The sequence below is a fragment of the Sphingopyxis sp. C-1 genome, from assembly GCF_001047015.1.
Lineage (GTDB): Bacteria > Pseudomonadota > Alphaproteobacteria > Sphingomonadales > Sphingomonadaceae > Sphingopyxis.
In genome coordinates, this window is record NZ_BBRO01000001.1 from 2,396,297 (window position 1) to 2,410,059 (window position 13,763).

13 protein-coding genes and 1 pseudogene are annotated in these 13,763 nt (G+C 62.0%); 9 read left to right on the forward strand and 5 right to left on the reverse strand.

From position 1 onward, the window contains the following. Positions 1-35 precede the first annotated feature (35 nt). Positions 36-275 (reverse strand): hypothetical protein, encoded by a 240-nt coding sequence (locus tag SC1_RS21865; protein ID WP_152682373.1) that lies wholly within the window; start codon positions 273-275, stop codon positions 36-38. Positions 276-876: 601 nt separating this feature from the next. Between SC1_RS21865 and SC1_RS11285 the strand changes: the two genes are divergently transcribed. From SC1_RS11285 to SC1_RS11300, 4 genes are all read left to right on the forward strand, one after another. After that, a complete protein-coding gene (locus tag SC1_RS11285; protein WP_062184004.1) occupies positions 877-1,173 on the forward strand; it encodes a PspC domain-containing protein in 297 nt (98 codons plus the stop codon). A 261-nt stretch (positions 1,174-1,434) separates the two neighbouring features. Further along, positions 1,435-2,106, forward strand: a complete 672-nt coding sequence (locus SC1_RS11290) for a hypothetical protein (RefSeq protein WP_062181522.1) — start codon at positions 1,435-1,437, stop codon at positions 2,104-2,106. Positions 2,107-2,211: 105 nt separating this feature from the next. Further along, positions 2,212-3,057, forward strand: coding sequence for a MoxR family ATPase (locus SC1_RS11295; RefSeq protein WP_062181524.1), 846 nt, complete (start codon positions 2,212-2,214; stop codon positions 3,055-3,057). Continuing rightward, positions 3,057-3,482 carry a GFA family protein gene (locus tag SC1_RS11300; protein ID WP_062181527.1) on the forward strand — a complete coding sequence of 142 codons (426 nt, stop codon included), beginning with the start codon at positions 3,057-3,059 and terminating at the stop codon, positions 3,480-3,482. Before SC1_RS11295 ends, SC1_RS11300 begins: the two co-directional genes overlap by 1 nt. Here the strand turns inward: SC1_RS11300 and SC1_RS11305 are convergent. Next, the gene (locus tag SC1_RS11305) at positions 3,473-4,870 is read right to left on the reverse strand and encodes a methyl-accepting chemotaxis protein (RefSeq protein ID WP_238586662.1); all 1,398 of its coding nucleotides are present in this window, start codon (positions 4,868-4,870) and stop codon (positions 3,473-3,475) included. The two genes, SC1_RS11300 and SC1_RS11305, sit on opposite strands and share 10 nt — an antisense overlap. Before the next feature lie 882 nt (positions 4,871-5,752). On the opposite strand from SC1_RS11305, the gene SC1_RS11310 reads away from it, so the two are divergent. From SC1_RS11310 to SC1_RS11325, 4 genes and pseudogenes are all read left to right on the forward strand, one after another. After that, the gene (locus tag SC1_RS11310) at positions 5,753-6,931 is read left to right on the forward strand and encodes a VWA domain-containing protein (protein WP_062181532.1); all 1,179 of its coding nucleotides are present in this window, start codon (positions 5,753-5,755) and stop codon (positions 6,929-6,931) included. Between the two features lie 117 nt (positions 6,932-7,048). Further along, the gene (locus SC1_RS11315; protein WP_083435800.1) at positions 7,049-7,855 is read left to right on the forward strand and encodes a lipid II flippase Amj family protein; all 807 of its coding nucleotides are present in this window, start codon (positions 7,049-7,051) and stop codon (positions 7,853-7,855) included. Between the two features lie 42 nt (positions 7,856-7,897). Continuing rightward, the gene (locus SC1_RS11320; protein ID WP_062181535.1) at positions 7,898-8,257 is read left to right on the forward strand and encodes a VOC family protein; all 360 of its coding nucleotides are present in this window, start codon (positions 7,898-7,900) and stop codon (positions 8,255-8,257) included. Between the two features lie 80 nt (positions 8,258-8,337). Further along, a pseudogene (locus SC1_RS11325) lies at positions 8,338-9,114 on the forward strand (DUF817 domain-containing protein); the annotation flags it as partial. Between the two features lie 366 nt (positions 9,115-9,480). Here the strand turns inward: SC1_RS11325 and SC1_RS11330 are convergent. From SC1_RS11330 to SC1_RS11340, 3 genes are read right to left on the reverse strand one after another with little or no spacing between them, the layout of a single operon-like run. Further along, complete coding sequence (locus SC1_RS11330) at positions 9,481-10,728, reverse strand: Xaa-Pro peptidase family protein (RefSeq protein ID WP_062181538.1); 1,248 nt, start codon at positions 10,726-10,728, stop codon at positions 9,481-9,483. Between the two features lie 14 nt (positions 10,729-10,742). Continuing rightward, positions 10,743-11,942 (reverse strand): exo-beta-N-acetylmuramidase NamZ domain-containing protein, encoded by a 1,200-nt coding sequence (locus tag SC1_RS11335; protein ID WP_062184010.1) that lies wholly within the window; start codon positions 11,940-11,942, stop codon positions 10,743-10,745. 2 nt (positions 11,943-11,944) lie between these two features. Further along, positions 11,945-12,493, reverse strand: a complete 549-nt coding sequence (locus SC1_RS11340; protein WP_062181540.1) for a DOMON-like domain-containing protein — start codon at positions 12,491-12,493, stop codon at positions 11,945-11,947. Positions 12,494-12,534: 41 nt separating this feature from the next. On the opposite strand from SC1_RS11340, the gene tyrS reads away from it, so the two are divergent. Further along, positions 12,535-13,761, forward strand: coding sequence for a tyrosine--tRNA ligase (gene tyrS, locus SC1_RS11345; RefSeq protein ID WP_062181543.1), 1,227 nt, complete (start codon positions 12,535-12,537; stop codon positions 13,759-13,761). The last annotated feature ends 2 nt before the right edge of the window (positions 13,762-13,763 follow it).

A 13,763-nucleotide genomic window follows, 5' to 3' on the forward strand; every position in this document is an offset into this window, starting at 1 on the left:
GTTGCAAGGTGGCTGGATGCTGAAAGCGTATCCGGTCAACCGAAGTGACGACGAAACCAACTCCGCTTTTTCGGCACGAGCGGGGGCTGACCGGAAAGCTGCACCAGATAATTGCCCAGGATGGCGGCTTGCTGCTTGGTCATGAGGCACCGAAACAAATCGGGATCGTGCTTCTTGGCCGCTTCCGGGGATTGTACGCTTTCGAGCCGTAGCATGATGCGGTCGCCCGCATCATGGTGTGTCCAGCCAACCAGTGCCCCGAAACTCTCCGTCATGTCGCCCTGCTCCCTCACGATTTTCGCGCGACCGGCGCCGACAGCCCCGCGATATCTGTAACAGACATTAAGCGTAATGTCGTCTGCGGGGTATTGAGCCGACGCCCTCCTCCCTTTTAGGGAGGGGAGAAGAAGCGGCAGCTCCCGGCAGATTTCTCCATTCGTCATCCCGGACTTGATCCGGCATTCCGCTTTTTTAACGCACCCATTGACTTCGATATCAAGCGGGACCCCGGATCAAGTCGGGGGTGACGAGGATAAACTATGTCAGCAATCGGCCGTTTGCCGCGAAAACAAATGCTTGCATCAATGTTGCGGCGCACAATTTTTTTCACCGACGCTCTTTAAATCTTCATCTTTGACGCCCAGATAGCGCTCGTCATCGGGATGCGGGGGCTTCATGAACGGTTCAGGCGCCACCCACCAAATGGCAATCGTTCCCACAGAGTGGGAATTGATTCAGGACAGAGAGCCAGCGGCCGTTCGCGGCTGACACAAAAAAGCTCAGAAATCCGGGGCTCGCGAAAATTGGCACGGCCTTTGCGATGCATTGGGCATCGGCGCAGGGCAGTGCCTGCAGCCAAAGGGAAAGACAAAAAAGATGGAAAACGAAACCACCAACCTCTTCCGCCGCCGCGACACCTTCTTCGGTATCTGCGAGGCCGTTGGCCAGGATTTTGGCTTCAATCCCCTGTGGCTGCGCCTCGCCTTCGTCGCGCCGCTCTTCTTCTTTCCGGCAGAGACCTTCGTTGGCTATTTCGCCCTCGGTCTTGTCGTCCTCGCCTCGCGCCTGATCTTCCCCGCGAAGACGGCCGCCGCCGCCCAGCCGACGCTGAGCACGGTCGAGGCCGATGCACCCAAAGCCGAAAAGGCCGAGGAACTCGCGCTCGCAGCTTGAGCGGTACCGGCCGGGCACCCTCTCCCCGTCTGGCCCTCCGCTTTAACGGCGTCCTCGGACGCCGCATCGACGGGACCGGCAAGCTTCCCCCGGGGCTTGCCGGTCTCTTCGTTTTCGAGCTCCTTGTCCCTGACTGGAACAGACCCGCGGCAAATCAAACCGCCCTCTATAAACGCGTCGTTTACGACGTCGTTCTATAACCGATCGCTGTAATTCCATCGGCTTGGGTCCCAGCGCCCCGGCCCCAGCGAGGATCAAGCGTTGAGCCAGTCGACCCAGCCCCTAGCGCAGACGCGCGGCGTCGCCGAACTGCTCGATTCGCTGGTCGCCAGCGACGGCACCGGCGCGCATCCGCACGTCCGCTCTGGCGCGCTGTCGAACGGGCCGGACGCGATGCGCAACCTCGCCGACGCCGTCCATTTCCTCTGCCTGCTCCACGGACGCTATCCCGGCGTGATCGACAATGCCGCGCGCAAGACAGTCGACCCCACTACGCGTCAGTGGATGAGCCAGGCCGCCGAAGCCTTTGTCCAGGAGCGAGCCTTCCTGACCAAGATCGCGTCCGCCGTCGGCCCCGTACCGAGTACGCAGGGCCAGGCGCAATGCGAGGCCGCGGTCGCCGCGCAGCGCAAGGCCATCGACATGCTCGCCGAATCGGATCGCAACGGCTGCGCTGTCGGCGCCGCGATCGCACTTACCCTCGATTGGCGCACGATCCGGGTATTGCTCGACATCAGTGCGCAGCGGCTCGACCTGACCCCGCCGACTTGCACCCTGCCCGACCTGCGCGACACGGCCAGGCTCGCCGCGACGGTCGCAGGCACGCCCGCGGTCGAACGCGCGATGGTTTTCGGGGCGCAGCAGCTGGTTACCCAGCACAGCGGCCTCTGGGATCTGATGGCGGCGCGCGCCGCGAGCCGCGCGCATCCCTGACCCTGACGCCGTCAGCGATAGCCACTGCCTCTCCCTCCGGCTTGCACCGCTCCCCCGCGCCCGCTATGCCGGCTTGACGTTCACGTTAAGGGAAGGCTGCGACGCATGCGTTTCGAAGGTACCAGCGCTTATATCGCGACCGACGACCTGAAGGTCGCGGTCAATGCCGCGACATTGCTCCGCCGTCCGCTGCTCGTGAAGGGCGAGCCCGGCACCGGCAAGACCGTGCTGGCCGAGGAAATCGCCAAGGCGTTCGATGCGCCGCTGATCACCTGGAACATCAAGTCGACGACGAAGGCGCAGCAGGGCCTGTACGAATATGACGCGGTCGCGCGCCTGCGCGACGGCCAGCTTGGCGAAGAGCGCGTCCACGACATCCGCAATTACATCCGCAAGGGCAAATTGTGGGAAGCCTTCACCTCGCCCAAGCTGCCCGTGCTGCTGATCGACGAGATCGACAAGGCCGACATCGAATTCCCGAACGACCTGCTTCAGGAACTCGATCGCATGGCCTTCCATGTCTACGAGACCGACGAGACGGTGACCGCAAAGGAACGCCCGATCGTCGTCATCACCTCGAACAATGAAAAGGAACTGCCCGACGCTTTTCTGCGCCGCTGTTTCTTTCACTATATCAAATTCCCCGACCGCGACACGATGGCGTCGATCGTCGACGTCCATTTCCCCGGCATCCAGAAAACGCTGGTCAGCCGCGCGATGGACATCTTCTATGAGGTCCGCGAAGTTCCCGGCCTCAAGAAAAAGCCGTCCACGAGCGAATTGATCGATTGGCTGAAACTGCTCCTCAACGAGGACATGCCGCTTGAGGTGCTCCAGAACCGCGACGTCGGCAAGGCGATCCCGCCGCTCCACGGCGCATTGCTCAAGAATGAGCAGGATGTGATGCTGTTCGAAAAGCTGGCCTTCATGGCGCGCCGTCAGGGAAGCTGATGGGCTATACCGGACGCTGCTCGTGCGGCGCGGTCGAAGTGCGCATCGATGGCCAGCCGATCGCGGTGCGCCAGTGCTGGTGCGGACGCTGCCAGAAGATCGCGGCGGGCGGACCTACGCATAACGCCATTTTCCGGACCGACGATATCGTCGTCGAGGGCGTCACGGCGTCGGACAGCTATGTCGCCGACAGCGGTAACACGCTGACCCGCTCGCACTGCCCCACATGCGGCACCCCGATGTTTAGTGGATCTTCGGCGCGGCCACAGATGCGCGTTGTGCGCCTCGGCGTGCTCGACCAGCCGCACGACCTCAAGCCGACCATGGCGATCTGGACGAGCGAGGCGCCCGAATGGGCGATCATCGATCCCGCGATGGAAGCTTTTCCGGCGCAGCCGCCGGCACCGCCCAGCCCTCAGAGTTGATAGGCAACCTCGACGTCGCCCCAGCGGCGGCCGCCTATTACCGCGGGCATATAGACGTTGCGCACGGTCAGATAGTTGATGCCATCGCCCTCTTGCCGATAGACGGTCATGAAAAAGGGCGCGGTGCTGCGCTTCGCCGCTGCATCGGTCTCGTCATAGAGAATGCGGCCGTTGCGGCAGTGGGCGGTGTCATGTTCGATGTCGCCCGTCGGCGCACGCGAGCAGTCGGTGATATGCGTCGGCAGGAAGCCGTTCATGTCGCCCGCCGATGACATCTTGATCTCCGGATGGCTGGCGACGATGCGATCGAACAGCGGCCGCCAGTTGTCATCGGCCCAGTCGCACAGCGTCGTGCGAAAACGTTCGGGGTTCGAGTTCGGCACGCGAACATAATTGGCGTCGAACAATTGCTCCATCGTCAGTTCGCCGCGCGCGATCGCGGCTTCGGCAAGGCCGACGAATTCATTGCGTACCTTTGCCGCCAATTCGACGATCGCCGAATCCTGCGGAGACACTCCTGCCGAAATCACGGCGTTGAACATGCGGTTCGACACATGCTCCATCGACAGGATCGAATCGCGCGTACCTTCCAGCGTCGAACTATTGTCGCGCACCGAAGTGACGACGCTGTCGAGCGCCTCGCGCACTTTCGCGCCATTCGCATGCACCATCGCGGAGCTTTGCGCGATGCGATCGCTCTGATCGTCTAGCAGGGCGACAAGATGCGTTGCGTCGTGCAGCGCATCGGTGATCGTCTCGAACTGCGCCTCGGCGCGGCTCGACTGTTCGACCCCCGACTGGATTTCGGTGACGAGCCCGCTCGCCTCGGCGGCGAGGCTGCCGATCGAACGGCGAATCTCGTCGGTCGCACCGCGCGTATTCTGCGCCAGCTTCTTCACCTCGGCGGCGACCACAGCAAAGGTACGTCCGGCATCGCCGGCGCGCTCAGCTTCGATCGCTGCGTTCAATGCGAGCATGTTGGTGGTCTTGGCGATCGACTCGATCGACTGACTCACCTGCTGCACCTGCTCCATCACCGCGGCGAAATTCGTGACATGCGTGCCGAGCCGCGCGACCAGGTCGATGACCGAGCGGAATTCGGTGACCGCAGCGTTGACGCGTTCGGCCCCGGCGTCGAGCTGCTCGCATGCGCGCGCGGACAATATCTTCGCCTCGTCGGTCGAATCGGCGATCTGACGCTGGTCCGCTTCAAGACTGACGACATATTCCTCAAGCCGGCCAAGCTCGCCGATCTGACGATCCATCTGGTCGGTCGCAAGCTTGATCCGCCCCGCGGCATCGCTGCACCCCACGGCCAGCTCGCCGCAATCGCTCGCAACCGACTGATCGAGGATTTGCGCCGACGGATTGATCGGATCATATTTCATTGGTTTGCCCGCGTCCCTGAATGATCGAGAAGCTATGCCCAACATTGGTTAACGGCGGGTCAATGGGTAGGAATGGACGGAGTTTTGGGGTGGGAGCGGACGTTACCCTCTTTGGGCATCGCCCGGCGGGATCCGGATCGGGTCGGCGCAAGGGCCGCGCAATATTCCAAAGTTCAGGAAAGTTCAGTCCTATGAGCGCCCCGATTTGGAAGTCGCGGCGTGTTGGATGTACGCGGCACCTCCGATCATGGCCGCACCCGCAAGCCGGGCAGCGACCGCTTTTTGTTCACCGAATGAAAGAGCCGGATGAAGGCTGGCACGGCCGGATAATGTAGGAAAGACCTTTTTGGAGGCGATGTCTTTTTGGGGTGGGAAGCTGACATTCCGTCACCCACTTCCGTCATCCCGGGCTTGACCCGGGATCCCGCTTTTTGACGCACTCACTGGCTTCGACCTCAAGCGGGACCCCGGGTCAAGCCCGGGGTGACGAGGAGATAATCTGTCCGCTACCGGTCGAAATTCGCCGCCCCTCCATCAACGCAAAAACCGCTTTCCAAAAAAGGCCGGGCGATGATCTATCCTGCCAGATGCGACGCTCGCTTACCTCGACCTATCTCCCGCAGCTCTCCGCAAGCCGTCCGCTGCTTGATGTGATAAAGAAGACTTTTGCGCTGAGCTCATGCGCATCCCTTGTTCTTGAAGCCACAAAGGACTCGATTTTGGTTCGTGCATGCGAGGCTTTTGTGGCTTTAAGCGGGACCACGCCCCGGTCCTGAATTGCGATTTGCGCGTAAGGTCGCGCAGTTATTCACCGCCCCGCCCGTCACTTTCCGTAAACGTAAAGTGATTGCGCCCGCGCGCCCGACAGGATAGTCATGTCCCATGTTTTTCGGCTTTCTCGACGAGCTTCGCGCTGCGGGCATTCCCGCCAGCCTGAAAGAACATCTCATGTTGCTCGAGGCGCTCGACCGCGAGGTGATCGATCGCAGTCCCGAGCAATTCTATTACCTGTCCCGCGCGATTTACGTGAAGGACGAAGGCCTGCTCGACCGCTTTGACCAGGTGTTCAACAAGGTCTTCAAGGGCATCATCTCCGATTACGGCCAGAACCCCGTCGACGTCCCCGCCGACTGGCTGAAGGCCGTCGCCGAGAAATTCCTGACGCCCGAGGAAATGGCCGCGATCGAGTCGCTCGGCGACTGGGACAAGATCATGGAGACGCTGAAAGAGCGGCTCGAGGAACAGCAGAAGCGCCACGAAGGCGGCAGCAAGTGGATCGGGACCGGCGGCACCTCGCCCTTCGGCAACTCGGGCTATAATCCCGAAGGCGTACGGATCGGCGGCGAGAGCAAGCATAAGCGCGCGCTGAAAGTCTGGGAAAAGCGCGAGTTCCAGAACCTCGACAACACCAAGGAACTCGGCACCCGCAACATCAAGATCGCGCTGCGCCGCCTCCGCAAATTCGCGCGCGAAGGCGCGGCCGACGAGCTCGACATTCCGGGCACGATCGACGGCACCGCGCGGCAGGGCTGGCTCGACATCAAGATGCGCCCCGAACGGCGCAACGCGGTCAAGCTGCTGCTCTTCCTCGACGTCGGCGGATCGATGGATCCGTTCATCAAGCTCTGCGAGGAGCTATTCAGCGCCGCGACGACCGAATTCAAGAATCTCGAATTCTTCTATTTCCACAACTGCCCCTACGAAGGCGTGTGGAAAGACAATAAGCGCCGCTGGTCCGAACGCCACCAGATGTGGGACATCCTCCACAAATATGGCCATGATTATAAGGTGATCTTCGTCGGCGACGCGTCGATGAGCGCCTATGAAATCACGCATCCGGGCGGCAGCGTCGAACATTTCAACGAAGAGTCCGGCGCGGTCTGGCTCGGGCGGATCACCCATGTCTACCCCGCCGCAGTCTGGCTCAACCCGGTGCCCGAGGCGCATTGGGGCTACACCCAGTCGGTAAAGCTGATCAAACAATTGATGAACGACCGCATGTACCCGCTGACCCTCGCCGGACTGGACGATGCGATGCGCGAGCTGACGCGAAAGCATTGAGGCACCGTTTTATATAATCGTCATTGCGAGGGCAGCAGGCCCGTGGCAATCCAGCGCGGCGCAAACCCGCTCTGGATTGCTTCGCTTTGCTCGCAATGACGGGAAATTAGGCCACCAATGATCGACCTCCCCCTCGTCACCATCCTGCTCCTCACGGGCTTCATCAATCTGATCGGCGCGCTCGCCTATGCCGCGCGCATCGCCGGCGTTCGCACCCGGCGCATCGCAATGTCGTTCGCGCTGTTCAACATTCTCGTACTCTTCTCGCGCACCTCGAACAGCTTTCTCGGCCCCTTCCTCGCCAAGCGGATCGAGACGCGTATCCACGACGGCAGCGGCGCTTCGCTGTTCATCGACATGCAGTTCGTGCTTGCTGCGGCTAGCGTCGCGACGCTGATCGGTATCCTGCTCGTGCCGACAGGGCAGCGCATGTTCGCCACCGCGATCGGCTGGTATCAGAACAATCGCTCGACGACGAAGCTGGCGCTGAAGGCTGCCAGCCCGAGCGGCCTGCGCACATTGGGCCGGTCGCTGACCATCCCCAGCCTTTCGCACCTCAAAAGCTGGAAGATGCCGAAAGGTATTGGTTGGGGCGTGCTGATCGCCAACTGCCTCGCGCAGTCGCTGCTGGCGGTCGGCGTCGTCGCCTCGCTCTACGCCGGGTATCTCGCCCCCGAATTCCGCGTCACCGCATCGCAGCTCTCGGCGCTGATCAACGGCTTTGCGACCATCCTGCTCTTCGCCTTCATCGACCCGCAATTGTCGGTGATGACCGACGATGCGGTCGAGGGCAAAGTCGACGAGGCCGATTTCCGCCGCGCGATCACCTTCATTTCGCTGAGCCGCCTCGCCGGCACGGTCCTCGCGCAAGCGCTCCTTTTGCCCGCTGCCGCATTGATCGCCTACGTCGCCGTTTATGTCTGAGGGCCGAGGCGCGTGACCGCAGGAGAAAGGCGCCGCAACCCGGTGGGCTATTTCGAAATCCCCGTGGTTGATCTGGACAGAGCGATAGGCTTCTACACCGCTGTTTTCGGGCTCCGGTTCGAACGCCAGACAATCGACGGTTACGACATGGCCCTGTTCCCCCGGAGCGATGATGCCCCGGGGGCAAGCGGCGCTCTAGCCAGGGGCGACGTCTATATACCGTCAAAGACGGGCGCCATCGTCTACTTCACGGTGGACGATATCGATGCAGCGCTAAAGGGAGCCGAGGCGGAGGGTGGGTCGGTGTTGTATCCCAAAACGGCGATCGGAATGGCCGGGTTCGTCGCGGAAATCGAGGATAGCGAAGGAAACCGTATCGCTCTTCACTCGGAACCGGACTGACGCGATGCCGGTTGCCCTTCGTGCCTGAATCTCCACAAAGCCACAGCCGCTTTCATGCCGTCCGGGCGCGGTTGGAGGCGATGGCGATCGAGCCCGGACCGCGGGGCTGGTTTCTCGAATTTCTGGTCTTCGGCTTCAAACAGGGCTGGGCGTGCCTGTTCGGCGGGCTAATGCTTGCGCTGCTGCTCGGCACGCATCTCTTCTGGCCCGATGGCGCGCCGCTCCACCGCTATGACGCGATCACGATCGGTGCGGTGCTAATCCAGCTCGGCATGCTCGCCTTCCGGCTGGAGACGCCGAAAGAAGCGCTGGTCATCCTGATCTTCCACATCGTCGGCACGGTGATGGAGCTGTTCAAGACCGCCGCAGGATCGTGGCAATATCCCGAAGCAAGCTTGCTCCACATCGGCGCCGTGCCGCTTTTTTCGGGCTTCATGTACGCCGCGGTCGGCAGCTATATCGCGCGCGTCTGGCGTATCTTCGACTTTCGCTACTCCGGCTATCCGCCTGCCTGGACAAGCTATGCGCTGGCGGCGGCGATCTATGTCAATTTCTTCGCGCATCATTGGCTGTACGACATCCGATGGATGCTGTTCATGGCAACCGCGCTGCTTTTCTGGCGCTGTCAGGTGTGGTTCCGCCCGCTCCACATCCATCGCCGCATGCCGTTGCTCGTCGGCTGGGGCCTCGTTGCGCTGTTCATCTGGTTCGCCGAAAATATCGGCACCTTCGCGCGCGCCTGGACCTATCCGAGCCAGGACGACGGCTGGCACATGGTCGGGCTGGAAAAGCTCGGTAGCTGGTATCTGCTAATGATCATCTCGTTCGTGCTGGTCAGTCTGGTTCAGCGGCCGAAGGTGCCGGATGCGAGCAGTGCAGAGATCGCACCCGCTCTTCATCCGGAAGCTCGCTGGCTTGTGGCGATCGACGATGATGTGTTGACGGTAATCGATGGCACAGGCGGGAGAAGCACCTGCGCGCTATCGGACATCGCGGGGATCGCGATCGAAACCAACGACAGCGGACCTTGGGGGGCCGATGTTTGGTGGCTGTTCTTCGGGTCGGATGGTCAGCCAACATTAGCGTACCCGCAAGGCGCAAGGGGCGAAGCCCTCATCCTCGATCGGATCACTAAGCTACGTGGCTTCGACCATGCGAAAATGATCGAAGCGATGGCGTCTACCGACAACGCTAATTTTATCGTTTGGGAGCAAGAAGAGCCCTTAGCCGAACGGCCGGTCGATTGACGGCGGCGGCTCACTGAACCATTTCGGGCCGGTGTCGGTCATGTAGAAACAATCTTCGAGGCGGATGCCAAACTCGCCCGGAATATAGATGCCCGGCTCGTTCGAGAAACACATGCCGGGCGCCAGCTTCGTCGTTTCGCCGCGCACCAGATTGACCGGCTCGTGCCCATCGAGGCCGATCCCGTGGCCCGTGCGGTGCGAAGTACCGGGGAGCTTGTAGCCCGGGCCCCAACCGAGGCTTTCATAATAAGCGCGCACCGCATCATCGACTTTGCCCGCGGGCGTGCCGAGCTTCGCGGCGGCAAAGGCGACATCCTGCCCCTTGCGCATTTGATCCCACACCTGCCGCTGGCGCGCCGATGCCTTGCCGTGAATGAAGGTCCGCGAGATGTCCGACTGATAGCCATGCACGGTCGCGCCGCAATCCATCAGCACGACCTCCCCATCCCTCACCGCCTGCGGCTTGCCCGATCCGTGCGGATAAGCGCTCGCCTCGCCAAGCAGGATCAACTCAAACTCGTTCTTGCCGCCGAGCGCCCTCGTCGCGGCGGCCATGATCGCGCCGATGTCGGCGGGAGTCATTCCAACCTGGACCCGCGGCGCGGTGTGGCGATAGGCGGCGACCGTGATGTCGGCGGCGATCTGCATCAGCGCGATTTCTGCGGGGGATTTGTGCATCCGGCAGCCGCGCACGACGGGCGCGCCATTGACCACCGTCGCGCCGGGCATCGCCTTTTCCAGCCCATCGATCGCAAAATAGCGGACCGTTTCCTCGACACCGATGCGGCCCTTGGCAAGGCCGCGCTTGCCGAGCCATGCGGCGACCGCAGCAAGCGGATTCTCATCCTCATTCCATGTCAGCACCTCGGCGTCGATGCCCAGGCTTTCGCGCACCGACGGTTCCTCGAAAAATGGCGTGACGATCGCAACCTCGCCCTCACGCGTCAGCACCGCGGCGGTCAGCCGCTCGCTGCGCCACCATTCGACGCCGGTGAAATAGATGAGGCTCGATCCAGGCTCGATCAACAAAGCGCCAATGTCGTTCGCGCGCATCAGCTCTTTCGCCTTGGCGATCCGCGCTACGCGCTCGGCCTTGCCGATTGGGACGGCCTTGGCGGCGAGGTTGGGCAGACCGGCGGTATCAGCGGCGGCGAACACGGGTGCCGGCAAAGTCGCCGCCAAGCCAGCCAGCGTCGCCGTTCCCAGAAATTGCCGTCGATGCATCATTTTCCCCTTCGTCAATAAATCAGAAGATCGGCGATTTCCTCGCGCCAAGAGGCCTCGTCGGGCTGCGCCAGCGCATCGAGATCGCCCGCCGCCGCGCCTGCATCGTCGACCCATTCACGCAGGCCGGGGCCGCCGTTGATCACGTCGATCGCGAGGACATCGTCGGTGTACTCATATTTGAAATCCTTGCCGCGCCAGATCGGATAATCGGGGTACAGCGAGCGGATCGCCTTGAACCCCAGCGCCTGCACGCGCCAGGGCTGGAACGCATCGTCGTCGTACCAGGGACCATCGGCATGGATATGAACGCCGCTGTTGAGCTGGCCGACATGTTTGTGGAAAGTCGGCTGGAACCAGATGTCGCGCAGCTTGCATCCGCCGAGCCATTGGGGGACGAGACGATGCATTTCTGCAATCACCGCCTTCGCATCGATGTCAGGCGCGCCGAACAGTTCGAGCGGGCGCGTCGTCCCCCTTCCCTCGCTGAGCGTGGCCCCTTCGACCATCACCGTGCCCGCATATGCGCGCGCCATATTGACGTTCGCGGCGTTCGGGCTGGGGTTGATCCACACCCGATCCTCAGGCCAGCCGAAGCCGGGGCCTTTGGGGTCCCAGCCGTCCATTGCGATGACGCGATAATCGACGTCGAGGCCGAAATGGCGGATGAACCAGTGCCCGATCTCACCCATCGTGAGACCGTGACGCATCACCATCGGCCCGGCACCGACAAAGCTTTCCCAGCCGAGCAGAAGCCGCGTGCCCTCGACGGGGCGCCCCGCCGGATTGGGACGGTCGAGCACCCACACCGCCTTGCCATGCTGCGCCGCGGCTTCGAGGATATAGAGCAAGGTCGTAACATAGGTGTAGATGCGACAGCCAAGGTCTTGCAGGTCAACGAGCATCACGTCGAAGGTGTGCATCGACTGACCCGACGGGCGCCGCACCTCGCCGTAAAGGCTGAACACCGGCATGCCATAGGTCGGATCGGTGAAGTCCGGCGACTCCATCATATTGTCCTGAAGGTCACCGCGAACGCCATGCTGCGGCCCAAACACCGCGGTGATATCGAGACCCGTCGCGACAAGCGCGTCGAGACTGTGCGTCAGGTCAGCGGTGACCGAGGCGGGATGCGCGAGTAGCGCTACGCGCTTGCCTTCGAGCGGTTTGCGAAGCGCCGGGTCGGCGAGCAGGCGGTCGATACCGAAGTTCACTGTCATGCCGCGTCGGGTGCCCCAAGCGTGAGCGCAAAGCAATCGGGATGATGAAAGTCGGGCTTGCCCGGCGGATGCGCGAGCGCCCAATAGCTTTTGGTACCGTCGAGTTCCTCGATCACCGCCGACAGTGCGAGCTTCGCGCCCATGTCGGGAAAGATGCCGGGCTCAATGCGCAAGGCATAGCTTTGCTCACCACGCTCGGCCGAGATTTCCCATGGCGCGAGTTCATCCGAACGCAGTAACGAGCGATAATCGTCGAACTGGTAACAGGCCCAGCGCCCGTCGGGGCTGTAATTGAATTCGGTATAGTCGGGCTGTCCCTCTTCGGTCAGGAAGACTTCGAAGCAAGTGCTCTGCCAGAGCCCGTCGGTCGCGCTATCGGCAATGACCAATTCGCCCTCCCCCTTCGGCACGACGAGTTCGTCAATCCTGCCTTCGACGAGATAGCGCAGCGCAAAGCCATCGTCGAACGACAGCGTGATTTCGACCGCAACCGCCCGCACCGCCTTCGCCGGCGCGTCGGGGTGACAGATGAGGTTCCTGCGCATGCTATCCAAATATCAAACCCCATGCTAAGCGCCCGCCCGCTATGACCAGTTACAAATCCGACCTGCTGCGCCTGCTCGACGAGCGAGGCTATATCCATCAGACGACCGACGCGGAAGGGCTCGATGCACTTGCCGCCCAACAGGTCATCCCCGGATATATCGGTTTCGACGCAACCGCGCCCAGTCTGCACGTCGGCAGCCTCGTTCAGATCATGATGCTACGGCGCCTGCAACAGACAGGGCACAAGCCGATCGTGCTGATGGGCGGCGGGACGACGCGGATTGGCGACCCCACCGGGCGCGACGAAAGCCGCAAGATGCTGTCGGACGAGACGATCGCCGCAAACATCGCGTCGATCTTTAGCATTTTTCAGCAGTTTCTGTCCTTCGGCGACGGTCCGACCGACGCGGTTATGGTCGATAATCAGTCTTGGCTCGGCAAACTCGGTTACATCGAACTGCTGCAAGAAGTAGGCACGCATTTCACGATCAACCGCATGATGACATTCGACTCCGTCAAGCTGCGGCTTGAGCGCGAGCAGCCGATGACCTTCCTCGAATTCAACTACATGATCCTGCAGGGATACGACTTCCGCCACCTGTCGAAGGACATGAATGTCCGGCTGCAGATGGGCGGATCGGACCAGTGGGGTAATATCGTCAACGGAATGGAGCTTGGCCGCCGCATGGACGGCGCCGATCTCTATGGCCTCACGACTCCGCTGCTGACCACCGCCGCGGGAGCAAAAATGGGCAAAACCGCTGCCGGAGCCGTCTGGTTAAATCCGGAACAACTGTCCCATTTTGACTACTGGCAATATTGGCGCAACTGCGACGACCGCGATGTCGGCAAGTTTCTGAAGCTGTTCACCGACCTGCCGCTGGATGAGATCGCCCGGCTCGAAGCGCTCGAGGGCGCGGAGATCAACGAGGCGAAGAAGATCCTCGCCAACGAGGCTACCGCAATGTGCCGCGGCGAAGAGGCCGCAAAGGCGGCGGCGGCGACCGCGACGCAAACCTTTGAAAAGGGGCAGATAGGCGGCGACCTTCCGCAAGTTGTCGCGCCCGCCGAAGGGATCAGCGTCGTCGATGCGCTGCGCGAACTCGGCTTTGCGACGTCGAACAAGGAGGCGCGCCGCAAGCTCGAAGAGGGCGCCGTGAAAGTCGATGGCAATGTCGTTCGCGACCCGCAGCACCTGATCCAGCCGGGCGCGAACCCCATTCCGCTGAGCCTCGGCTCAAAAAAACATGGCCTTGTGACGCGGTAACG